Origin of the sequence: Streptomyces tirandamycinicus, from assembly GCF_003097515.1 — a bacterium.
GTDB classification, from domain to species: Bacteria; Actinomycetota; Actinomycetes; order Streptomycetales; family Streptomycetaceae; genus Streptomyces; species Streptomyces tirandamycinicus.
The window spans coordinates 6,366,200-6,388,245 of record NZ_CP029188.1 but is presented as its reverse complement, the minus strand read 5'-3'; the positions used below and the strand labels follow the sequence as shown (position 1 = coordinate 6,388,245).

At 73.3% G+C, this 22,046-nt stretch carries 20 protein-coding genes; 16 read left to right on the top strand and 4 right to left on the bottom strand.

Going from position 1 to position 22,046, the window contains the following annotated elements; genetic code table 11:
* Positions 1-262 precede the first annotated feature (262 nt).
* From DDW44_RS27815 to DDW44_RS27800, 4 genes are all read right to left on the bottom strand, one after another.
* Positions 263-1,720 (bottom strand): NDP-hexose 2,3-dehydratase family protein, encoded by a 1,458-nt coding sequence (locus DDW44_RS27815; RefSeq protein ID WP_108908181.1) that lies wholly within the window; start codon positions 1,718-1,720, stop codon positions 263-265.
* Positions 1,717-2,718 (bottom strand): NAD-dependent epimerase/dehydratase family protein, encoded by a 1,002-nt coding sequence (locus tag DDW44_RS27810; RefSeq protein WP_108908180.1) that lies wholly within the window; start codon positions 2,716-2,718, stop codon positions 1,717-1,719. Before DDW44_RS27810 ends, DDW44_RS27815 begins: the two co-directional genes overlap by 4 nt.
* Positions 2,685-3,311, bottom strand: a complete 627-nt coding sequence (locus tag DDW44_RS27805; RefSeq protein WP_018891741.1) for a dTDP-4-dehydrorhamnose 3,5-epimerase family protein — start codon at positions 3,309-3,311, stop codon at positions 2,685-2,687. The genes DDW44_RS27810 and DDW44_RS27805 overlap by 34 nt, the downstream gene beginning before the upstream one ends.
* A 68-nt stretch (positions 3,312-3,379) precedes the next feature.
* The gene (locus tag DDW44_RS27800) at positions 3,380-4,672 is read right to left on the bottom strand and encodes an activator-dependent family glycosyltransferase (protein WP_108908179.1); all 1,293 of its coding nucleotides are present in this window, start codon (positions 4,670-4,672) and stop codon (positions 3,380-3,382) included.
* 286 nt (positions 4,673-4,958) lie between these two features.
* Between DDW44_RS27800 and DDW44_RS27795 the strand changes: the two genes are divergently transcribed.
* The 16 genes from DDW44_RS27795 to DDW44_RS27720 all read left to right on the top strand — a co-directional run bounded on the left by DDW44_RS27795 (position 4,959) and on the right by DDW44_RS27720 (position 21,834).
* Positions 4,959-5,522, top strand: coding sequence for a PadR family transcriptional regulator (locus tag DDW44_RS27795; RefSeq protein ID WP_018891744.1), 564 nt, complete (start codon positions 4,959-4,961; stop codon positions 5,520-5,522).
* Positions 5,523-5,819: 297 nt separating this feature from the next.
* Positions 5,820-6,791, top strand: coding sequence for a hypothetical protein (locus DDW44_RS27790; RefSeq protein WP_240800792.1), 972 nt, complete (start codon positions 5,820-5,822; stop codon positions 6,789-6,791).
* A 115-nt stretch (positions 6,792-6,906) separates the two neighbouring features.
* Positions 6,907-7,242, top strand: a complete 336-nt coding sequence (locus DDW44_RS27785; protein WP_017947380.1) for an antibiotic biosynthesis monooxygenase family protein — start codon at positions 6,907-6,909, stop codon at positions 7,240-7,242.
* The gene (locus DDW44_RS27780) at positions 7,239-8,507 is read left to right on the top strand and encodes a beta-ketoacyl-[acyl-carrier-protein] synthase family protein (protein WP_017947381.1); all 1,269 of its coding nucleotides are present in this window, start codon (positions 7,239-7,241) and stop codon (positions 8,505-8,507) included. Before DDW44_RS27785 ends, DDW44_RS27780 begins: the two co-directional genes overlap by 4 nt.
* Positions 8,504-9,748: a ketosynthase chain-length factor gene (locus tag DDW44_RS27775; RefSeq protein ID WP_108908177.1), complete on the top strand. Its 1,245-nt coding sequence runs from the start codon at positions 8,504-8,506 to the stop codon at positions 9,746-9,748. Before DDW44_RS27780 ends, DDW44_RS27775 begins: the two co-directional genes overlap by 4 nt.
* Positions 9,745-10,779 (top strand): ketoacyl-ACP synthase III family protein, encoded by a 1,035-nt coding sequence (locus DDW44_RS27770; protein WP_108908176.1) that lies wholly within the window; start codon positions 9,745-9,747, stop codon positions 10,777-10,779. The genes DDW44_RS27775 and DDW44_RS27770 overlap by 4 nt, the downstream gene beginning before the upstream one ends.
* Entirely contained in the window at positions 10,776-11,828 is a 1,053-nt protein-coding gene (locus DDW44_RS27765; protein WP_108908175.1) for an acyltransferase domain-containing protein, read from the top strand. Before DDW44_RS27770 ends, DDW44_RS27765 begins: the two co-directional genes overlap by 4 nt.
* A gap of 130 nt (positions 11,829-11,958) precedes the next feature.
* Positions 11,959-13,209, top strand: coding sequence for a cytochrome P450 family protein (locus DDW44_RS27760; RefSeq protein WP_108908174.1), 1,251 nt, complete (start codon positions 11,959-11,961; stop codon positions 13,207-13,209).
* Positions 13,210-13,243: 34 nt separating this feature from the next.
* Positions 13,244-14,524 carry an activator-dependent family glycosyltransferase gene (locus DDW44_RS27755; protein ID WP_017947386.1) on the top strand — a complete coding sequence of 427 codons (1,281 nt, stop codon included), beginning with the start codon at positions 13,244-13,246 and terminating at the stop codon, positions 14,522-14,524.
* 21 nt (positions 14,525-14,545) lie between these two features.
* Complete coding sequence (gene rfbB / locus DDW44_RS27750) at positions 14,546-15,529, top strand: dTDP-glucose 4,6-dehydratase (protein ID WP_108908173.1); 984 nt, start codon at positions 14,546-14,548, stop codon at positions 15,527-15,529.
* Between the two features lie 75 nt (positions 15,530-15,604).
* Positions 15,605-16,591 carry an ATP-binding cassette domain-containing protein gene (locus DDW44_RS27745; RefSeq protein ID WP_108908172.1) on the top strand — a complete coding sequence of 329 codons (987 nt, stop codon included), beginning with the start codon at positions 15,605-15,607 and terminating at the stop codon, positions 16,589-16,591.
* A complete protein-coding gene (locus DDW44_RS27740; RefSeq protein WP_018891753.1) occupies positions 16,591-17,421 on the top strand; it encodes an ABC transporter permease in 831 nt (276 codons plus the stop codon). Before DDW44_RS27745 ends, DDW44_RS27740 begins: the two co-directional genes overlap by 1 nt.
* A 207-nt stretch (positions 17,422-17,628) precedes the next feature.
* Positions 17,629-18,153: a glutathione peroxidase gene (locus DDW44_RS27735; RefSeq protein ID WP_108908171.1), complete on the top strand. Its 525-nt coding sequence runs from the start codon at positions 17,629-17,631 to the stop codon at positions 18,151-18,153.
* Between the two features lie 53 nt (positions 18,154-18,206).
* Entirely contained in the window at positions 18,207-20,492 is a 2,286-nt protein-coding gene (locus DDW44_RS27730; RefSeq protein ID WP_017947391.1) for an ATP-binding cassette domain-containing protein, read from the top strand.
* A 166-nt stretch (positions 20,493-20,658) separates the two neighbouring features.
* Positions 20,659-21,207, top strand: a complete 549-nt coding sequence (locus DDW44_RS27725) for a DinB family protein (RefSeq protein ID WP_108908170.1) — start codon at positions 20,659-20,661, stop codon at positions 21,205-21,207.
* Positions 21,208-21,231: 24 nt separating this feature from the next.
* Positions 21,232-21,834 (top strand): PadR family transcriptional regulator, encoded by a 603-nt coding sequence (locus DDW44_RS27720; RefSeq protein ID WP_108908169.1) that lies wholly within the window; start codon positions 21,232-21,234, stop codon positions 21,832-21,834.
* The last annotated feature ends 212 nt before the right edge of the window (positions 21,835-22,046 follow it).

Below are 22,046 nucleotides of genomic sequence, written 5' to 3'. Positions count from 1 at the left end.
CTCAGGCCTAGTCCGCCCGCAGGTCCCTCAACTCCGAGATCCTGCACCGGCTTGAGGCCGGGCGCGGCAGCGACTCGACAGACGACCAATCACCCTGACGGCCATTGCTCTTCCCCCGCCCTGCTCCGCAGGTGTCCGACTCCTCCCCGGCCTGAAAGGCCGGGACATCCTCGGAGGTTCCAGGTGACGCCGGGTACGGGCAGCGCCGTGTCCCGGAGAGGTGCGAGCGCCTCTCCGGGACACGGCGTTCCGGCGCCTCCCGTCAGGCCGCGTGGAACAGGCTGTGCAGGCAGGCGATCAGGCTGCGCGCCTGGACGTTGACGTAGTGGCTGTGCCGCAGGAGCTCCGACAGCTGGTGCAGCGTCATCCAGCGGTGGTGGGGGTGGTCGCGGGGCACGTCCCGGTCGGTCTCCACGATCAGGTAGCGGTTGAGCGCGTGGTAGAAGCGGCCGCCCTCCTCGGAGAGCACCGTGTCGAACCGGACGTGTGCGGCGGGGGCCCGCAGCACCTCCTCCAGGAAGGGCGGCGGGGTGCCGCCGGGCAGCCGCGCATGGCTCTCCTCGACGCACTGCACGGTGGGGCCCAGCTCCACCACGTCCGCGAAGCCGGGCTCGACGCGGGCGTGCGCGAGGACGTGCAGCACTCCGTCGAACCGCCGGACCAGGAAGGCGATGACGCCGGTGCCCACCGGTTCGATCATCGGCTGGCTCCACCGGTGGACCTCGCGGCCGCCGGCGTCCACGCGTACCCCGATGACGTCGAAGAAGGCGCCCGTGTCGTGGCGTATGCGGTCCTCGGTGCGGCTCCAGTCCCGCAGTTCGCCGAGCCGGACCCGGCGGACCGAGATGTCGCTGCCCGTGCGCCGGTCGGTGATCCAGCCGAGGATCTCCGACGCGGTGTGCACGGCGCGCGCGCCGGGGTCGGCCGAGCGCAGCAGAGCGGACCGGAAGTCGTCGCCGTCCGGCTCGCCGACGCCCGGGCCGGTGAACGGCAGGCACGACAGCACGGTCCGGGCGTCCATGTTGACCGTGTCCTTGCGCCCCAGCAGCTCGTGGACCTGGCCCAGTGTCATCCAGCGGTACCCGTCGCGGGCCTCCACGGGCTCCGGCAGCTCGACCACCATGTTGCGGTTGCGCTTGCGGTAGAACCACGACCCCTGCTCGGACTGCCGTACGTCGGCGATCACCCCCGGCCGGCTGTGGACGTCCAGGAAGTGCTCCAGGTAGGGCACCGGGCGCCCCTGGTGCACGCGTGTGTAGTTGCTGCGGGTGGCCTGGACGGTCGGGGAGAGCTGGAGTCCCTCGGCGTTGCCCGGCTCGACCTTCGCCTGCATCAGGAAGTGCGGCACTCCGCCGATCGGGGCGGTGAGGATGCCGAGGATGCCGACCTCGGGCTGGTTGATGATCGGCTGGGTCCACCGCGGCACCGGTGCGCCGGGGTGGTCGACCTCCAGTCCGTGCACGGTGAAGAACCGGCCCGTCCGATGGCGCAGGTCGCCGGTGTCCGGGTCGGTCTCCCAGCCCTCCAGGTCGTGCAGGGGAACGCGCTCGACACGGGTGTAGGCCCGCCGGCCGAAGTCGGCGAACCAGTCCGTGAAGCCGGGCAGTCCGTCCGGCGGGCCGCCGCGCAGCCGCGCGGACGCGTCGATCCTCAACTCGAGGGGCTCGACGGGCTCGCCGGGCTCCGCGGAGCGGGCGGCCGGTGCGTGGGAGTCGATCATGAGACCTCCAGGGATGTGGTGCCGGCCGCCGTTTCCCACATCGCCCGTACGGAGGCGCTGAGCGGGACCGTGGGACGCCAGCCGAGCACCCGGGCGGCGAACCGGATGTCCGCACAGGTCCAGCCGCCGCCCTTGCTGGCGACCTCGGCGGAGTTGAGCCGGACCGACGTGCCGTCCACGCCGGCCGCGTGGAGCAGGGCTTCGACCAGGGCGCGCATGGGCACCGCCTCGCCGCGCCCGATGTTCACGACCAGGCCGGTGACGGGGGCGTGCACGGCGGCGACGGCCGCGCGGGCCAGGTCCCGTACGTCGACGAAGTCCCGCCGAGCGTCGGCGACGTCGAGGGTGAGCCCGTCGCCGGGACGGAGGGCGCGCAGCCGGGCCACCACGGCGCCGAGGAAGCTGGCCGCCGTGGTGTGCGGCCCGCAGACGTTGACCGCCCGCAGCACGACCCCGTCCACCCGGCCGGCCCGGGTCTGGGCGAGCAGGTGCTCGGAGCCGGTGCGCTTGGTCAGTCCGTACGCGGTCAGCGGGCCGGGGGCGCGGTGCTCGTCGATGAGGACGCCGTCGGGTACGGGCCCGTACTCGTGGATCGACCCCATCTGCACGATGCGCACCCGGCGGGAGGTCGCGGCGCATCCGTCGGCCAGGCGCTCCACGAGGTCGATGTGGGCGTGCCGCATCTCCTCCGCGGTGGTGCCCCAGCCTCCGCTGGCGTTGATCACCGTGCCGACGCCGTGCCGGTCGAGGAGACCGGCGAGCCGTTCCGGTGCGGTGGCGGCGACGTCCAGGGCAGCGAAGGTGTGGGTGCGGGTGTGCGGGGCCGGGTTGCGGGCCACGCCGAGTACCCGGTGCCCGGTCCGGAGCAGTTCGTCGCAGACACTGCGTCCGACGCAGCCGGTCGCCCCCAGCACGGCCACGGTGCCGGGGGCGGTTCCGTCCTGGGTGGTGGACACCGCCGGGCTCAGCTCGGGGCGCCGATGCCGGAGGGCCGCCACAGGCTCTCCTCGGCCGCGGCGGACTCGGCGTATCCGGGCAGCAGCCCCTGCGCCCGCGCCGCGGCGAAGGACGGCGCCGCCCGGTCCCGGTCCGACTGGACCAGGTCCGGCCCGGCCGGGATCCGGAGGTCCAGGTCCTCGTCGAAGACGTCGACGGCCAGTTCGTGCTCGGCCACGTACGGTCCCGTGAGCAGGTACGACATGACGGTGTCGTCCTCGAGCGCGACGAAGGCGTGGCCGACGCCGACCGGGAAGTACGAGGAGCGGAAGTGCACCTGGTCCATCTCGACGGCGTCCCACTGCCGGAAGGTCGGCGAGCCGACCCGCAGGTCGACCACGATGTCGAGGGCCCGGCCGCGCGCGCAGTACACGTACTTCGCGGTCCCGGGCGGCGTCACGGTGAAGTGGATGCCCCGGACCGTGCCGCGCCGGGAGATGCTGTGGTTGGTCTGCGCCACCGGGAAGTGCGGCCGCCCCAGCGCCTGTTGGAAGGCCTCCAGCTGGAAGGGCGAGACGAACAGGCCCCGGTGGTCGCGGAACTGACGGGGGGTGAACTCGTAGGCCCCCTCGACCTTGAGCTGACGGAACTGCATCGCTTGGTTCACCGTCCGGGAGGTAGTGGAGTACGGCGGGACTGTGGGACCGGGCGCGGGCGCGCCGGTCACCGGCGTCGGTACTCGGCGGCCAGCCGCTCCAGGGTGGGTACCACCTGCGCGGGCGCGGGAGCGGCGAGTGCCTCACGCCTGAGGACCTCGGCGTTGTGCTTGAAGACCGGTTCCTCGAGCAGGCGGACGAGCAGCTCGCGCAGTCCCTTGGCGCTGAGCTTGCCGGGCACGTAGAGCCCGGCCTGGCGCTCCTCGAGGTAGCGGGACTTGTTGATGGTGTCCCAGACGCCGTCGACGACGATGAGCTGGGGCACGCCGTGGATCATCGCCGTGCCGAAGCTGCCCGATCCGCCGTGGTGGATCACCGCGTCGCAGGTGGGCAGCAGCGCGTCGAGCGGGACGAAGTCGACGGCCCGCACGTTGTCCGGCAGGGTGTCGAAGTCCGTCAGCTGGTTCTCGTTGAGGGTGGCGACGACCTCGACGTCGTCGAGTCCCGCGACGGCCTCCAGCAGGTCGCCGATGGAGGCCCGGTCGGCGCCGAGCACCTCGCGGTGCGCCACACCGAGGGTGATGCACACCCGGCGGCCCCGCTTCGGCGGCTCCTGGAGCCACCGCGGCACCGTGGACTGGCCGTTGTACGGGACGTACCGCATCGGCACGTAGTGCAGGTCCGCGGGGAGCCGCATCGACGCGGGCAGCGGGCAGACGGTGAAGTCGCCCGTCACGGCGGTCTCGTCGAACGAGGCGCCGTGCCGCTCCAGGCTCCAGGTGAGCCACTCGCGCAGCGGGTCGTCCCGCAGCTCCGGCGGGCGCGAGGCCAGCTGCTCCAGGAAGGTCTGGCGCATCCTGCCCGCCAGGTCGAGGCCGAAGAGCAGCCGGCCGTGCGGTGTGCCCGTGGCCCTGGCGGCGATCGCGCCGGCGAAGGTCAGGGTGTCCCACAGGACCAGGTCGGGCTGCCAGGAGCGGCAGTGCTCCACCAGCTCGTCGACCATCTGGTCCGAGCAGCAGTTCTGGAAGACGACCGAGGTCATGGCCGTGAACACACCGAGTGTGTAGTCCCAGGTGAGCCGCTCGGGGCGGGTCTCGCTCATGTCGAGACCGACCTGCGCCTGGCTTTCCAGCTGGTCGACGTCCTGGCCGATGTTCTCCTGCGTCTCCTGCATCTGCTCGTCGAGGTGCAGTTCCTCCCCGACCCCGACGGCGGTCAGGCCGGTGCGGGTGATCTCGTCGGCGAGATCGGGGTGGCTGGCGATCCTGACGTCGTGGCCCGCCGCCCTGAGGGCCCAGGCGAGGTTCACCTGGGCGTGCATGTGCGACTTGGCGGCGAAGGTGGTGAAGAGTACCCGCATCCCAACCCCTGTTCCGGCGAGAACGACCCGTTTGCGATGGGCCTCCACCCTCGGGCCGCGACCTCGTACGGGAGTCGAGAGTCGTTGCAGCGGCGCTCGACGCCGGGCCACCGCACCCGGTCCGTGCCTCCCGCGCCTGCAAGGAACAGCAGGTCGTGTACTACCGTGGGATCAGCCGGCGGGTTCCGGTCGAGGCGCGGAGCAGCGGGTGCCCTTCGCGCCGTGGGGCAGGTCCGGCAGGTCCATCAGGTTTCGGCACGGTTCAGCAGTGATCAGCAGGGAGACGATGTCCGCCACGAGACTGCTCGTCCTGGGAGTCGTGCGGATGCACGGCCGGGCGCACGGCTATATGGTCCGCTCCGAGCTGCTGTCCTGGGGTGCCGACGAATGGGCGCACATCAAGTTCGGCTCGATCTACCACGCGCTGCGGCAGCTGGCCAAGGACGGGCTGCTGAAGTCGACCGACATCCCCGACTGGCCCGGCCGCGTCGACTACGAGCTGACGCCTCCGGGCGAGGAGGAGTTCTACCGGCTGCTGCGTGACGCGCTGCGCCAGGGGAACAACCGGCCGGACATGCTGGGCGCGGCGCTCGTGCTGCTGCCCGCGCTCAGCCGCGAGGAGGCGATCGCGCTGCTGCGCGAGCGCATCGCGTCGCTCTCGGCCGAGCAGGGGGAGCTGGTCGCCAGGGTGGACGAGACGGCCGGGGAGCGGCCGCAGCGGGCCCACATCCGGGAGCTCCTCGGCCTCTGGGAACACAGCGCGGCGAGCCAGGCCCACTGGACCGAGGCGCTGATCGGGCGCCTGGAGGCGGGCGCGTACGTCATGGCGGGGGACGAGAAGGACGCCTGAGGGCCGCGCGCCCGGGGCCGACCGGCGACGAAGGGCGGCCGGCGGGGTCGTCCACGGCGGAAGCCGGCCGGGTTCGGGGCGCGGCCGGCCGGGTCGTCCCCCGCGCAAGCCGGCCGGGGCCGGAGGGCGCCCGAGGGGGTCATCCGCCCGGCTGCCGCCGCGGGGCGGGGCGCGCCCGGCGGGGTGCCCTTCCGGCCGTTGACCGGAGCCGAGGTGGATACCGGCGCGCACCGCGTGATACTCAAGTTTGCATACCCATCAAGTCCGTCCCCCGAGAGGACGACCGCTGTGCCGATCATGCTGACCTCGGAAGACGTGGACGACGCCTTCGACGACGAGGCCTTCATGGAGGAGCGGTTCTCCGACGTCCAGCGGCTGCTCCTCGGTGACGGGCCGGCCCCCGGCCCCGAGACCCTGGTCCTGCTCCCCGCCACCCGCTGCCGGCTGACCGTGGGACCCCACACCTCCGGCCCCTTCGGCAGCTGCTTCGCCGTCCGCCTCGACCCCGGCAGCGACCTGCCCGCGGCGCGCGTGGAGCTGCTGCTCGCCGACGACGGAGCCCTCCTCGGCCTGGTCGACGCCGGCACCCTGGACGGCTGGCGCAGCGCCATCCCCTCCGGACTCGCCGCACGGTACCTCGCCCCGCCGGCCCCCTCCCGGCTCGGCCTCTTCGGCACCGGGGAGCCGGCCTGGTCGTGTCTGCTCGTCCTGCACCACGCGCTGCCGTCGCTCTCCGAAGTTCGTGTCGTCGGCCGGGAGCCGGACCGGGCCCGGGACTTCGCGGCGGCCGCCGCCCTGCGCACCGGTCTGCGGGTGCGCATGTCCGAGGACGCCCACGCCACCGCGGCGTGCGCCGACGTCGTCGCCGCCACCGGCGGCCACCCGCCCGTCCGGCCGGAGTGGCTCGCGGCCGGGGCGCTCCTGATCGACCAGGACGCCCCGGCTGCCGCGGTCCCCGCGGCCCGCTCCGTCGCCGGGGTGCTCCTGCTCGACCAGAGCGCCCCGGCCGCCCCCCGCGCGGCGGACCGCGCCGTCCGGCACGTCAGCCTCGCCGCTCCCGTCGGCCGCCCGGACGCCCGGCCGGAGTCCCTGCCGCTCGCCGAGATCGTGGCGGGCCGGGCCCTGCCCCGGCGCAGCGGCTCCGACATCGTCCACTACCAGGGCGGTGAGCTGGCAGGCTGGGGCGCCATCGCCGCCGCCGCCGGACTCGGGCACGCCTGGCGGCGGGACGTCGGCATCCCGGTGCGGCTGGGCCGCGACAGCCCCTGACCGGGGGCGGGATCCAGCCGTCTTCTAGGCCGTCGCGAGGCACGCGCCGGAGGGTTTCAGTCTGACCTCGGCGTACGCGTCGCCGGACGCCCGGACGATGAGGAGCACCGATCCCATGTCAGCTGCGCAGCCCGGTCCCGCCTCCGGCGGCCCGGCCACCTTCGTCAACAGCTTCACCCTCCGCACCAGCCCGGAGGAGTTCGAGGACGTCTTCGCCCGCACGGCCCGTTTCATGGAGCACCAGCCCGGCTTCCTCGGCTACACCCTCGTACGCCATCTGGAACAGCCGCACAGCTATGTCAACATCGCCCGCTGGACCGACGTCGCCGCCTTCCGGGCCGCCGTCGGGCAGGCCGCCTTCCGGCCGCACGCCGAGGCGCTGCGGGCGATCAGCACCAGCAGCTCCGAGCTCTACCTCGAGCGGCGCAGCGCCGACGGGGAGGCACGGTGACCCGGCGGGTGGCGATCACCGGTATCGGTGTGGTGGCCCCCGGCGGCATCGGCACCAAGCAGTTCTGGCAGACCATCACCGGCGGCCGCACCGCCACCCGGACCATCACCCTCTTCGACCCGGCCCCCTTCCGCTCCAGGATCGCGGCCGAGTGCGACTTCGACGCCGCGGAGCAGGGCCTGAGCGCCGAGGACGCCGAGCGGCTCGACCGGGCCGCGCAGTTCGCCCTGGTCGCGCTGCGCGAGGCCGTCACCGACAGCGGCCTGGAACCCGGCCCCGACACCGCGCACCGCACCGGCGTCAGCCTGGGCAGCGCGGTCGGCTGCACCCAGAAGCTGGAAGCGGAGTACGTGGCCCTGAGCGGCGGCGGACGGGAGTGGCTGGTCGACCACACCGCCGCCAGCGCGCATCTGTACGACCACTTCGTGCCGAGCTCCATGGCCGCCGAGCTCGCCTGGGAGGCCGGCGCCGAGGGCCCCTGCACCGTCGTGTCGGCCGGCTGCACCTCCGGCCTCGACTCGGTCGGGCACGCCGCCGCCCTCATCCGCGAGGGCAGCGCCGACGTGATGATCGCCGGGGCCACCGACGCCCCCATCTCCCCGATCACCGTGGCCTGCTTCGACGCCATCCGGGCCACCTCGCCCCGCAACGACGACCCGGCGACCGCGCTGCGCCCCTTCGACCGCACCCGCAACGGCTTCGTCCTCGGCGAGGGTGCCGCGGTCCTGGTCCTCGAGGAACTCACCGCGGCCCTGCGCCGGGGCGCCCACGTGTACGCCGAGATCGCCGGCTACGCCTCCCGCGGCAACGCGTACCACATGACCGGACTGCGCACGGACGGACGGGAGCTGGCCGCGGCCGTCGGCGCCGCCCTCGACGAGGCCCGGCTCGGGCCCGCCGACCTGGGCTACGTCAACGCCCACGGCACCGCCACCAAGCAGAACGACGTGCACGAGACCGCGGCCCTCAAGCGGAGCCTCGGAGCGCACGCCCGCGAGATCCCGGTGAGCTCCATCAAGTCGATGATCGGGCACTCGCTGGGCGCCATCGGCTCCATCGAGGTCGCCGCCACCGCGCTCGCCCTGGAGAACTGCGTCGTCCCGCCGACCGCCAACCTCACCGAGCCCGACCCGGAACTCGACCTGGACTACGTCCCGCTGCACGCCCGGGAGCGGCCCATGTCGGCCGCGCTCACCGTGGGCAGCGGCTTCGGCGGCTTCCAGAGCGCGATGGTGCTGCGCCGGCCCGAGGGGCGGGCCGCATGACCCCCGTCGTGGTCACCGGCATCGGTGTCGTCGCGCCCACCGGCATCGGACTCGACGCCTACTGGGCGGCGACGCTGCGCGGCGAGGACGCCATCCGGCGCGTCCGCGCCTTCGACCCGAGCCGCTATCCGACCCGACTCGCCGGCGAGGTGACCGGGTTCGAGGCGGCCGGCCATCTGCCCGGCCGGCTGATCCCGCAGACCGACCGCATGACCCAGTTCGCCCTGGCCGCGGCCGACTGGGCGGTCGCCGACGCCGGGATCGACCTCGACTCGGTGCCGTCGCTGCGGCGGGGCGTCGTCACGGCCGGGTCCTCCGGCGGCTTCGGCTTCGGTCAGCGCGAGCTCCAGCACCTGTGGGGCGAGTCCCCCAAGAAGGTCAGCGCCTACATGTCCTTCGCCTGGTTCTACGCCGTCAACACCGGCCAGATCTCCATTCGGCACGGCATGAACGGGCCGACCGGCGTCCTCGTCGGCGAGCAGGCCGGCGGCCTGGACGCCCTCGCCCAGGCCCGGCGCCAGATCCGCGCGGGCGCGCAGCTGATGCTCTCCGGCGGCATGGACTGCTCGCTGTGCCCGTACGGCATGGCCGCCCAGCTGGCCGGCGGCCGGCTCACCACCGGGGCGTACCGGCCCTTCGACGACCGGGCCTCCGGCCATCTGCCCGGCGAGGGCGGCGCGCTGCTGACCCTGGAGAGCGCCGAGGGGGCCCGCGCGCGGGGGCGCCGGCACTACGGCGAGATCGCGGGGTTCGGCGCCACCTTCGACCCGCGCCCCGGATCCGGGCGGCCCCCGGCCCTGCGCCGGGCCGTCGAGCAGGCGCTCGCCGACGCCGGGGCGGCCCCGGAGGAGATCGCGGTCGTGTTCGCCGACGGTGCGGGGGTGCCCGACCTCGACGCGGCCGAAGCCGACGCGCTGACCGGGGTCTTCGGCGTGCGGGGAGTCCCGGTCGCCGTGCCCAAGACGGCGACCGGCCGGCTCTACTCCGGCGCCGGCCCGCTCGACGTGGTCACGGCCCTGCTGTCGCTGCGCGAGGGTCTCGCCCCGCCTGCGGTCAACGTCTCCCGGGTGCCGGAGCGGTACGGTCTGGACCTCGTCGTCGGCCGGCCCCGGCCGCTGTCCGGCACGGCGGCACTGGTCCTGGCCCGCGGCCACCACGGCTTCAACAGCGCGATGGTGGTGCGGGCCCCCGGGCCCGCCGGCGCCGTCGGGGTCCCGGCCGGGGGGAGGGCGGCGGCGTGAACGGCGGCGAGCTGTACATCGGGGCGACCGGGACGTGGCTGCCTCCCGTCGAGCGGGTCGCGGACGCCGTCGCGGACGGCCGCTGCGACGCCGCCGTGGCCCGTGCCACCCGGATGGAGTCGGTGAGGGTCTCCGCCGGGGACCCGGCGCCGGAGATGGCGGCCCGGGCGGCCCGGACCGCGCTGGAGCGGGCCGGCGCCGGACCGGGCGACATCGACCTGGTGCTGCACGCCAGCTTCTACTACCAGGGCTTCGACCTGTGGGCCCCGGCCTCCTACGTCCAGCGGACCGCCGTCGGGAACCAGTGCCCCGCGCTGGAGGTCCGGCAGGTGTCCAACGGCGGCATGGCGGCACTCGACCTGGCCTGGGCCTACCTGGCCGCCGACCCGGCCCGGGCGGCGGCCCTGGTGACCACCGGCGACCGGTTCTGCCCGCCGGGGTTCGACCGGTGGCGCAGCGACCCGGGAACCGTCTACGGCGACGGGGGCACCGCCCTCGTGGTGTCGCGGCGCTCCGGTTTCGCCCGGGTCCGCAGCATCGCGTCCGTCTCCGCGCCCGACCTGGAGGGCATGCACCGCGGCGACGACCCGTTCGGGCCCGCCCCGTTCAGCCACCGGGACGCCGTCGATCTCGAGGCGCACAAGCGGGACTTCCTCGCCGGCCACGGCGTGGCCCCGACCGTCGCCCGGGTCGCCGCGGCCCAGGAGGCCGTCGTCAAACAGGCGCTCGCCGACGCCGGGCTCGGCCTCGCGGACATCGGCCGGTTCGTGCTGCCGCACCTCGGCCACCGCAGGCTCCATGTCGCCTACTTCGCCAGGTTCGGCATCGACCCCGCGCGCAGCACCTGGTCCTGGAGCCGGACGGTCGGGCACCTGGGCGCCGGAGACCCCTTCGCCGGACTGGACCACCTGGTGTCCGGCGGGGAGCTGGGACCCGGCGACACATGCCTGCTGTTCGGTGTCGGCGCCGGCTTCAGCTGGTCCTGCGCGGTGGTGGAGATCCTGAACACGCCTTCCTGGGGGAACCGATGAACGGGGCAGGTCCGGCGGCGGCCGGGAGGAACACCGGCGCGGCCCGCCCGGTCGCCCTGCTGCTCCCCGGCCAGGGATCGCAGCACCAGCGCATGGCCGCGGGGCTGCTGGACACCGAGCCGGTCTTCGCCGGGGCGATGGACGAGGCCCTGACCGCCCTGGGGGATCCGGGCGGCCCGGCCGGGCACGCCACCGGCCTGCGCGAGGACTGGCTCGGGACGCCCGGCACCGCGGTGATCGACCACGTCACGCGCTCCCAGCCGCTGCTGTTCGCGGTGGACTACGCCCTCGCGCGGCTCGTGCTCAGCTGGGGAGTGCGCCCCGTCGCCCTGCTGGGGCACAGCATCGGCGAGGTGGCGGCCGCGGTCCTCTCCGGCGTGTTCACGCTGCGGGACGCCGCCGCCATGGTGCACGACCGCGTCACCCGGCTGGCTCAGGCGCCGCCCGGCGGGATGGTCGCCGTCGCCGCCTCCCGGGACGAGGTGGCGCCCTTCCTCACCGACGGCGTGGCCGTCGGCGCGGTCAACGCCCTGCGCCAGACGGTCCTCGCCGGACTCGACGCCCCGCTGCGCGCGGTCACCACGGCACTCGCGGACGCCGGGTTCGTGCTCCAGCACGTGCCGGCCTCCACGGCGTTCCACAGTCCGGCGCTGGCCGCGGCCATGGGCGGGGCGGACGAGCGGATCGCCGCCCTCCCGGTGGGCGAGCCCCGCATCCCCGTCGTGTCCGGGTACACGGCCCGGACGCTGACGCCCGCCGAGGCGAAGGACCCGGCCTTCTGGTCCCGCCAGCCGGTGGCGCCGGTCCTCTTCTGGCCCGCCCTGGAGGCGCTCCTCGCCGAGGGCGAACTCGTACTCGTCGAGGCCGGCCCGGGCCAGGGACTGTCCCAACTGGCCCGCCGGCACCCGGCCGTGCGGTCCGGCAGGTCGGCCGTCGTCCCCCTGCTGCCGGCCCGTCCGGGAACCGGGGAGCAGGACGTCACCGCCGTACGGGCAGCAGCCGAGACCCTGCGGGGGCTCGGCGCCGTGCCCGGCACGAGGGCCGTGTAGCGCGTGTCGAGTGCCCTTGTAGGCGGGCGGCCTAGCGTCGCCGGTGGGCCTCGTTCCCTCTCCGTCCGCCCCGGCCGCGGACACCCACTCCCCCATCACCTGTCAGGACTCTTCTCCCCAGGACGGTGTCATGCTGACTGAGCAGACCAACAGCGAGTTGGGTCGGCATCTGCTGACCATCCGAGGCGTCCAGTTCATCTTCGGCGCCCAGGGCGACCCCTTCGCCATGATCCTGCGCGCCGGTGACGGCGACCCGCTCGGCCACGGCGCGCGCGCCCGCGAGCAGGGCCTGCACGAGAGCAGCGCCGGGGCCTGGGTCACCGCGGACCGCGAGGTCGGCGCCCGGATACTCGGCGACGTGCGGTTCTCCCCCCGCCACGCCGGGGAGGGACCGCAGTCCCACCCGGGTGTCGACGTCTGGGACAACCCTCTGCTGTGCCATGTCGTCCCCCTCGACGACGTCCACCTCAACCGGGACCCGGCCGCGTACCGCGCGCTGGGCGAGGCCGCGGCGCCCCTGCTCTCGGCCGGGGCTCTCGACGCGCGGCTGCCGGAGATCGAGGCGGCCTACCGGGAGGCGGCGGCCCCGGCCGGCGAACGGTTCGACCTGTACCGGGACTTCGCCGTCCCCGCCGCCCTGCGCGTGGTGGCCGACCTGCTCGGGCTGCCGGACGGGACCAGGGAACGCCTGCCCGGACTGCACGCGGGCCTGGCCGCCGCCCTGGACGCCGGGCACTGCCCGCAGCAACTGGGCACCGTGCGGGCGCTGTTCACGGCCGTGGCGGAGCTGTCCGCCGAACTGGACGCACTGGTCGGCGAAGGCCGCGCCACCGGCCTCGCCGCGCTCACCGGTGTCCCGCCCGGGGACGCGGCCGCGATCGGGGCCCTCGCCGTCGTGGTGGGCGTAGAGGTCACCGCGACCGCGGTGTGCAACGCGGTGCAGGTGCTGCTGGGGCAGCCCGGAGTGTGGGAGCGGATCGGGCAGGAGCCCGCCCGGGCCGGGGCCGCGGTCCGCGAGGCCCTGCGGCTGGCTCCGCCGCTGCGGTTCGAGAGCCGTATCGCGCGCGAGCAGGTCGAGCTCGACGGCACGACGATCGAGGAGGGCCGGCGTGTGGTGGTGCTGGTCGACGCGGCCAACCGCGACCCGGGGGCCTTCGCCGGCCCGGACGTCTTCGACGCCGGCCGCGCCGACGCCGACCGGTCGCTCACCCTCCTGGGCGGTCCCGCGGCCCCGGTCACCGAGGCGCTGGTGCGCGTCCAGGCGGAAGCGGCGGTCCGCGTGCTGGCCTCGCTCCGCCCAGGTCTGCGCACCGAGGCCGATGTGCTGCGCCGCATGCGCTCGGCGGTGCTGGGCGGCATCCTCCGCTTCCCGGTCGCATGACCGGGCCGGCCACCATCGGGAAGGGAGCACCGCGGTGCGTGTACTGCTGACGGCCTTCGCACAGGACGCCCATCTCAACGGCCTCGTGCCGCTCGCCTGGGCGCTGCGGACCGCCGGGCACGAGGTCCGGGTGGCCAGCCAGCCGGACGCGGTGACGAGCATCACCCGGGCCGGTCTGACGGCGGTGCCGGTGGGCGGGAACCACCGGATGGACGCCGTCATCCCCACCGTCGGTCCCGGGATGCTGATGCACCACATGGACCGCGACTACCTGGAGAACCGTCCGGAGCGGCTGAGCCTGGACTACCTGCGGGCGTCGAACGCGATCCTCACCGCGACCTTCTACGGGCAGATCAACAACGACTCGATGATCGACGCGCTCGTCGACTACGCCCGCTTCTGGCAGCCGGATCTGGTGCTCTGGGAGCCCTTCACCTTCGCCGGCGCCGTCGCCGCCAAGGCGACCGGGGCCGCCCACGCCCGGCTCCTGGCGTTCCCCGACCTGTTCGCGCACACCCATCTGACGTTGCGCCGGCGGCAGGCGGAACTGCCCGGGGAACTGCGCGACGACCCGCTGGAGGAGTGGCTGGCGTACACGCTCGACCGGCACGGGGCCGCCTTCGACCCGGACGTGGTCACCGGGCAGTGGTCGGTCGACCAGATGCCGCCCGGGGTGCGGATGGAGCTGGGTCTGCCGAGGGTGCCCACGCGCTATGTGCCGTACAACGGGCCAGGCCCGGCCGTCGTGCCCGACTGGCTGCGCCGGCCGCCGGAGCGGCGCCGGGTCTGCCTCACCCTCGGACTCACCATCCGCGACACGGAGTTCCCCAACGCCGTGGACGTGAACGACGTCTTCGCCTCGCTGGCGGACCTGGACGTCGAGGTGGTGGCGACGCTGAGCGAGAAGGAACTGGCCCAGGTGTCGCGGGTGCCGGACAACGCGCGGGTCGTCGACCACGTGGCGCTGCTGGCCCTGCTGCCCACCTGCTCGGCGATCGTGCACCACGGCGGCGCGGGCACCTGGGCGACCGCCGCCGCCTACGGCGTGCCGCAGGTGGCGCTGGGCTGGATGTGGGACGCGATCTACCGGGCCCGACGGCTGGAGGAGCTGGGTGCGGGCCTGCACCTGCATTCCGAGGGACTGACCGTCGGCGTCCTGCGCGACAAGCTGGTGCGGATCCTCGACGACCCCTCGTTCGCGGAGGGGGCGCGGCGGCTGCGCCTGGCCATGCTGTCGTCGCCGAGCCCCAACGAGGTCGTGCCCACCCTGGAGAAGCTGACGGCACGTCACCGCTCGGTGGCGGCGGCCCGCTGACGCGACGAGGACGGGAGAAGCGTGAACATCCTGGTGACCGGTGCGGCCGGCTTCATCGGCTCGCACTTCGTCAGAACGCTGCTGAGCGGCGGGTACCCCGGGCACGAGGACGACCGGGTGACCGTCGTGGACAAGCTCACCTACGCCGGGACGCGGAACAACCTGCCCCGGCACCACCCCCGGCTGACGTTCGTGCACGGCGACATCTGCGACACCACGCTGCTGGAGAAGGTGTTCCCGGGCCAAGAGGCGGTGGTGCACTTCGCGGCGGAGTCGCACGTGGACCGGTCGGTGGCGGGTGCCGAGGCCTTCGTCCGCACGAACGTGCTGGGCACGCAGGCCCTGCTCGAGGCGGCGCTGCGGCACGGGACCGGCGTCTTCGTCCAGGTCTCCACCGACGAGACGTACGGCTCGATCGCCGAGGGGCGCTGGACGGAGGACGAGCCGCTGCTGCCCAACTCGCCGTACGCGGCGTCGAAGGCGGCGGCCGACCTCATCGCCCGGTCGTACTGGCGCACCCACGGCCTGGACGTCCGCGTCACCCGGTGCGCCAACAACTACGGGCCCGGCCAGCATCCCGAGAAGCTGGTCCCGCTGTTCGTCACCCGGCTCCTGGACGGGCGGCCGGTCCCGCTGTACGGGGACGGCTCGAACCTGCGGGAGTGGCTGCACGTGGACGACCACTGCCGGGCGGTGCGGCTGGTGCTGGACGGGGGCCGGCCGGGAGAGGTCTACAACGTCGGCGGCGGCACCCATATGACCAACAGGGAGATGACCGGCCGCCTCCTCGACCTGTGCGGAGCCGGCTGGGACCTCGTGCGGCGGGTGGAGGACCGCAAGGGGCACGACTTCCGGTACGCCGTGGACGACTCGAAGATCCGCCGCGAGCTGGGGTACGCGCCACGCCGTTCACTGGAGGACGGGCTGCGCGAGACGGTCGAGTGGTACGCCGCGCACCGCGGTCACTGGGACGCCCGGGAGGAGGACTCCGAAGCGGGTTACTAAAACTTGAATATCGAGGCCGCCCTCCTCTATGCTCGCCGGGTACCCAAATTTGAGCACCCGAAAGAAGGGGCGGGCATGGGCGGCGCCGACCTGGCGATCCAGACCGAAGCTCTGAAGAAGAAGTACGGCGACAAGGAGGCCCTCGCGGGACTCGACCTGGAGGTACCCCGAGGCGTCGTCTACGGGCTCCTCGGCCCGAACGGCGCCGGGAAGACCACCGCGGTCCGCATCCTCTCCACCCTGCTGAAGTACGACGAGGGATCCGCGCGGGTCGCCGGCCACGACGTCGCCACCCAGTCGGCCCGGGTCCGCTACAGCATCGGGCTCCTCGGCCAGCACGCCGCGGTGGACGAGGACCTGAGTGGCCGCCAGAACCTGGTGATGTTCGGGCGGTTGTACCACATCGGCAAACACAACGCCCGGAGCCGGGCGGACGAGCTGCTGGAGCGCTTCGGCCTCACCGAGGCCGCCGGAAAGCCGGCCAAGCAGTACTCCGGCGGTATGCGGCGGCGGCTCGACCTGGCCGCCAGCCTCATCCTGGCGCCCTCCGTGCTGTTCCTCGACGAGCCCACCACCGGACTCGACCCGCGGGGCCGCAACGACGTCTGGGAGTCCGTCCGCGGCCTGGTCTCCGAAGGACGAACCGTCCTGCTGACGACCCAGTACCTGGAGGAGGCCGACCAGCTGGCCGACCGGATCGCCCTGATCGACAACGGCAGGGTCGTCGAGTCCGGTACCCCGGACCAGCTCAAGAACAAGATCGGCGGCGACCGGATCGACGTCGTGCTCCGCCGTTCCCACGACCTCGAGCGCGGCTCCCGCCTGGTCGGCGCGCTCCTGCGCTCCGAGCCCGAGACGGACACCGACAACCGGCGCATCAGCATCGTCGTCGACAACCGGGTCGCCGCCCTCACCGCCGTCGCCCGCGAACTCGACGACGCCGGGATCGAGGCGGAGGACATCGCCCTGCGCAGGCCCACGCTGGACGAGGTCTTCCTCAACCTGACCGGCAACGGATCGGCCACGTCCGCCGAGCGGACCGTCAAGGAGGTCGCCCGGTAATGACCGCGATCATCGTTCCCGAACTGCCGAAGAACCCGGTGGCCAAACTGGGCTGGATCCTCGCGGACTCCTGGACGCTCACCCTCCGGGGACTGTCCCACTGGGCCCGCAACCCCACCCAGATCCTGGCCGGCCTCGCCTTCCCGATCCTCATGGTCCTGCTGTTCGGCGGGATCTTCGGCAGCGGCATGCAGGTCGAGGGCGGCGGGGACTACATGGAGTTCCTGATGCCCGGCATGTTCGTCATGTCGATGGCCTTCGGCATCGGCGAGACCATGGCCGGCGTCACCGCCGACGCCTCGAAGGGCGTCACCGACCGGTTCCGCTCCATGCCCATGTCCGCGGCCTCCGTGGTCATCGGGCAGAGCATCGTCAACATGCTCTACAGCACGGTCGTCCTGATGATCCTGATGGGCTGCGGGGTCATCGCCGGATGGAGCTGGCACGACGGGTTCGGGCAGGCGCTGGGCGCCTTCGCGCTCCTGCTGCTGCTCCGCTTCGCACTGCTGTGGGTCGGCATCTACCTCGGCCTGATCATCAGCACCCCCGAGGCCGCCTCCGCCGTCTACACCCTGCTCTTCCCGCTCGGCATCGTCGCCAACACCTTCGCCTCCCCGGAGATGATGCCGGGCTGGCTGGCGGCCATCGCCGAGTGGAACCCGCTGTCGTCGACCGCCCACGCGACCCGTGAGCTGTTCGGCAACCCCGGCGTAGGCGGCACCTCCTGGATCGCCGAACACGCGATGCTCATGTCCTTCGTGTGGCCGATCGCGATCTTCGCGGTGTTCTTCCCGCTGGCCGTCCGCAAGTACCGGGCCCTGAGCCGGTAGGGACGCCCCGTACCGGGGTGTGAGCCGGCCCATCCCCCGCGCCGGCTCACACCCCCTCGGTCCGTCCGGCTCCGGTCGGGCGGGATCCCGCTCCGTCCGGCTCCCGTCCGGCGGATCCCGGTCCGTCCGCCCCCGCCGGGCGGTCCCCTGCCCGTCCGTCTCCCGGCGGGCGGCCCGTCGAGCGAAGCACGAGGACCCCGCGATGCGATGCCGACCGCGCCCGGAGCGGACGAACCTACCGTGCACGCCATGACCGTCTTCGACATCGCCATCGCGGAACTGAACGGCACGCCCGATCTGCTGTCCCGGCACCGCGGCCGGACCCTGCTCGTCGTCAACGTCGCCTCCCGGTGCGCCCTGGCGGACCAGTACGAGGGACTGGAGACGCTCGCCCGCCGCCACCGGGAGGACGGGCTCAGCGTCGTCGGCGTGCCCTGCAACCAGTTCGGCGAGCAGGAGCCGGGCACCCCCGGGGAGATCGCCGGATTCTGCGCCGCACGGCGGATCTCGTTCCCGCTCACCGAGAAGACCGACGTCAACGGAGCGGGCCGCCACCCCCTCTACACCGCCCTGACACCCTTCGCCGACGCGGAGGGCCACTCCGGGGACGTGCGCTGGAACTTCGAGAAGTTCCTCGTCTCGTCCACCGGCGCATGCGTGGGGCGCTTCGGCCCCACGGTCGACCCGCAGGACCCCGAACTGCTGCGCGCCGTCCGCGCGCGGCTGCCGTGAGCTCGACGCGTCACACCGCCTCGACGACTCACCGAACGCAGAGAGGACGCTTTGTGAACCAGACGCCGGTCACCGCAACCGACGAGGGCATTCAGGTCGTCGGTGCCCGCGAGAACAACCTCAGGAACGTCTCCCTCGTCATCCCCAAGAACCGGATCTCGGTCTTCGTCGGCGTCTCCGGATCCGGAAAGTCCTCACTGGTCTTCGACACCGTCGCCGTGGAGGCCCAACGGCAGCTGAACGCCACCTTCCCCTGGAACATCCGGCACGACCTGCCCAAGTTCGAACGGCCGCACGTGGACGCGGTCACCCGGCTGACCACCCCGGTCGTGGTCGACCAGCGGCCGCTCGGCGGCAACGCCCGCTCCACCGTCGGCACGGTCACCGACGTCTACACCGTGATGCGCGTGCTCTTCGCCAACCACGGCAACGACGGCCTCGGCCAGACCTGGCTCTACTCCTTCAACGACCCCAAGGGCATGTGCCCCGAGTGCGAGGGCCTCGGCCGGGCCCGCCGCCCCAGCCCCGAGCTGATGACCGACCACGGGAAGTCGATCGCCGAGGGCGCCATCCTCCTCCCCGGATACACCGTCGGCAGCGCGAACTGGCAGTTCTACGCCAACTACGAGGGCCTGGACGCCGGCAAGAAGCTCGCCGACTACACCGACGAGGAGATGCGCACCCTGCTGCACGGCAGCGGCGGCACGGTCGAGGTGACCTACCCCAACGGCAACGTGCTGTCGCTGCGCTACGAGGGCCTGGTCGACAGCTTCGTACGCCGCCACCTCAAGAAGGACACCGGTGGCATGAGCAAGGCCGCCCGGGACAAGGCGGCCGAGTTCTTCACCGAGGGCGTCTGCCCCACCTGCGAGGGGGCGAGGCTCAACCAGAAGGCACTCGCCACCCGCATCGACGGCCACAACATCTCCGACTGGAGCCGGATGCAGGTCAGCGACCTGATCGAGGTCGTCGCCGCGCTCCGGGAACGGCTCGACACACCGCTCGTCCACACCATCGTCGAGACGCTGGAGCAGATCCAGGCCATCGGCCTCGGCTACCTCACCCTGGACCGGTCCACGTCCTCGCTCTCCGGTGGCGAGGGCCAGCGGCTCAAGCTCGTCAACCACCTCGGCAGCGAACTGACCGGGCTGACCTACATCTTCGACGAGCCCAGCGTCGGCCTGCACCCCCGCGACGTCAGCCGGCTCAACGACCTGCTGCGCGCGCTGCGCGACAAGGGCAACACCGTCCTCGTCGTGGAGCACGACCCGGACGTCATGGCGGTCGCCGACCATGTCGTCGAGATCGGACCGCGGGCCGGCGTCCACGGCGGCACCATCGTCTTCGAAGGCACCTGTGCGGAGCTGCGCGCCGCCGACACCCTGACCGGGCAGGGGCTGCGGCGCACCGGAGGGATCAAGCAGAACCCCCGCCCCTGGGGCCGGACCCTGCCGATCGTGAACGCGACGGCGAACAACCTCAGGAACGTGTCCACCGAGATCCCGTCCGGAGTCCTCACCGCCGTCACCGGCGTGGCGGGTGCGGGCAAGAGCTCCCTCATCGCCCACGCCTTCCGGGCGCAGTACCCGGGGGCCGTGTTCGTCGACCAGTCGCCCATCCCCCGGTCCTCGCGGTCCACCCCGGCGAGCTACCTCAAGCTGATGGACCCGATCCGCAAACTCTTCGCCAAGGCCAGCGGCGAGGACGCGGGTCTCTTCAGCTTCAACTCCAAGGGAGCCTGCGAGGAGTGCGAGGGCCGCGGCCTGCTCATCACCGAGGTCGCCTACATGGACCCGGTGACCACGCACTGCGAGCTCTGCGAGGGGCGCCGCTTCAAGGAGTCGGTGCTCCGGCACCGGGTGCGCGGCAGGAACATCGCCGACGTCCTGGAGATGTCCGCCGAGGACGCGGCGGAGTTCTTCCCGTCGGGCCCGCTGCGCGCCAAGGCCCGCGCGCTGATGGAGACCGGCATCGGCTACCTCGGGCTCGGCCAGTCGCTGGCCACCCTGTCCGGCGGCGAGCGGCAGCGGCTCAAGCTCGCCGACCGGCTCTCCGGCTCGGGCACCGTCTACATCCTCGACGAACCGACCACCGGCCTGCACCTGTCCGACATCGACAACCTCGTCGGACTGCTGAACGGGATCGTCGACCGGGGCAACACCGTCATCGTCATCGAGCACGACCTGGCGGTGATCTCCCAGGCCGACTGGGTCGTGGACCTCGGGCCCGAGGGCGGCAACAACGGCGGTGAGATCGTCTTCACGGGCACCCCGGCGGAACTGGCGAAGGCCGCCCACTCCCACACCGGACGGCACCTCAGCCTCTACCTGCAGCAGTAGGCGGCCCGAGCATCCGCGAGCGGCAGCAGGCAGCCCGGGCCCCGCTCCGCGGCAGTCGGCAGGCGCGGACCCTTGCGGACGGAACCTGACCGCAAGGGTCCGTAGCGTGGCCGTCGTCAGGCAGCAGGAGCCCCGATGCGGGCCCACCCGGTGAAAGGCGGCGGTCATGGTCACTCACGTTCCCGCGGAGGAGCCCGGCGACGAGCGCGGAGCGCTGCTCTCCTTCCTCGCCGAGCAGCGCGGCGGCATCCGCCGGGCGGTGCTCGGGCTGTCCGAGGAACAGGCGGGCTCCCGCCCCAGCGCCAGCGAGCTGTCCCTCGCCGGGCTGGTGAAGCACGTCGCCGAGGTCGAGCAGATGTGGGTCTCCCTGGCCAAGGGCGAGCCGCCGGCCGTCGTACGGGACGAGAGCGACTGGCACGAGTGCTTCCGCCTGGTCCAGGGCGAGACCCTCGCGTCGCAGCTGGCGTACTGGGACGGGGTCGCCGCCCGGACGGAGGAGTTCGTCCGCTCGGTGCCCAGCCTCGACGACACCTTCGCCCTGCCGGACCAGCCCTGGTTCCCGCCGGACGGCCGGGTCTCCGTGCGCTGGCTGTGCCTCCACCTGATCCGCGAGACGGCCCGGCACGCCGGCCACGCCGACATCGTCCGCGAGTCACTGGACGGCGCGACGGCCTTCGAACTGGTCGCGAAGGAGCAGGGCAGCTCCTGGGGCTGACCGGGCCGGCTCTACGCTGGCCCCATGTCAGCGATCCGTCTTCTGGTGCTCGGCGCGGTCCGCCGGCACGGGCGGGCCCACGGCTACCAGGTGCGCAACGACCTGGAGTACTGGGGCGCGCACGAGTGGTCCAACGCCAAGCCCGGCTCGATCTACCACGCCCTGAAGCAGATGGCGAAGCAGGGACTGCTGCGCGCGCACGAGATCGCCCCCTCCACGGCGGGCGGGCCGCCGCGTACCGAGTACGAGGTCACCGAGCGGGGCACCGAGGAGTACTTCTCCCTGCTCCGGCAGTCCCTCACCGCCTACGACCAGAGGCCCGACGTGCTCACCACCGGGCTCGGCTTCATGGTGGACCTCGACCGCGAGGAGGCCCTGGGCCTCCTCGCGGAGCGGGTGCGTGCCATCGAGGCGTGGCGCGCGACCGTGGTGAAGGACTACGTCCCCGCGGAGGGCCCGGAGCAGCTCGGCCACATCGGCGAGATCATGAGATTCTGGCTGCACTCCGCCGACTCCGGCGCCCAGTGGACCCGCGACCTCATCGAACGCATCCGCAACGGCGCCTACACCTTCACCGGCGAGGGCGACCCGTTCGTCGGCGTGCTGCCGGAGGAGACGCGTCACTGACCCGGCCGGTCGCGGTGGAGCGCGGTCCGCCGCGAGGGCGGCCACGCCGGCCGGCGGGGGATGCGGTGACCGGCGGGGGTGCCGTGACCGGCGGGGAGTGCGCCCGGTGTGTTCGGTCCCCCGCCCGGCGGGTACGGGGGAAGCAGGAGAACGAATCGGGTCCGCCGCCACGAGGGCCGCCCGGCGTCGCCGCGACGCCCGGCCCGGCACGA

Bases quoted from the DNA above. Each gene is read 5' to 3' on its own strand.
- DDW44_RS27745 (WP_108908172.1), top strand. From the start codon at position 15,605: ATGGGCGGCGCCGACCTGGCGATCCAGACCGAAGCTCTGAAGAAGAAG.
- DDW44_RS27720 (WP_108908169.1), top strand. From the start codon at position 21,232: ATGTCAGCGATCCGTCTTCTGGTGCTCGGCGCGGTCCGCCGGCACGGG.
- DDW44_RS27760 (WP_108908174.1), top strand. From the start codon at position 11,959: ATGCTGACTGAGCAGACCAACAGCGAGTTGGGTCGGCATCTGCTGACC.
- DDW44_RS27785 (WP_017947380.1), top strand. From the start codon at position 6,907: ATGTCAGCTGCGCAGCCCGGTCCCGCCTCCGGCGGCCCGGCCACCTTC.
- DDW44_RS27775 (WP_108908177.1), top strand. From the start codon at position 8,504: ATGACCCCCGTCGTGGTCACCGGCATCGGTGTCGTCGCGCCCACCGGC.
- DDW44_RS27800 (WP_108908179.1), bottom strand. From the start codon at position 4,672: ATGCGGGTACTCTTCACCACCTTCGCCGCCAAGTCGCACATGCACGCC.
- DDW44_RS27815 (WP_108908181.1), bottom strand. From the start codon at position 1,720: ATGATCGACTCCCACGCACCGGCCGCCCGCTCCGCGGAGCCCGGCGAG.
- DDW44_RS27790 (WP_240800792.1), top strand. From the start codon at position 5,820: ATGCTGACCTCGGAAGACGTGGACGACGCCTTCGACGACGAGGCCTTC.
- DDW44_RS27735 (WP_108908171.1), top strand. From the start codon at position 17,629: ATGCCGACCGCGCCCGGAGCGGACGAACCTACCGTGCACGCCATGACC.
- DDW44_RS27740 (WP_018891753.1), top strand. From the start codon at position 16,591: ATGACCGCGATCATCGTTCCCGAACTGCCGAAGAACCCGGTGGCCAAA.
- DDW44_RS27805 (WP_018891741.1), bottom strand. From the start codon at position 3,311: ATGCAGTTCCGTCAGCTCAAGGTCGAGGGGGCCTACGAGTTCACCCCC.
- DDW44_RS27795 (WP_018891744.1), top strand. From the start codon at position 4,959: ATGTCCGCCACGAGACTGCTCGTCCTGGGAGTCGTGCGGATGCACGGC.
- DDW44_RS27725 (WP_108908170.1), top strand. From the start codon at position 20,659: ATGGTCACTCACGTTCCCGCGGAGGAGCCCGGCGACGAGCGCGGAGCG.
- DDW44_RS27765 (WP_108908175.1), top strand. From the start codon at position 10,776: ATGAACGGGGCAGGTCCGGCGGCGGCCGGGAGGAACACCGGCGCGGCC.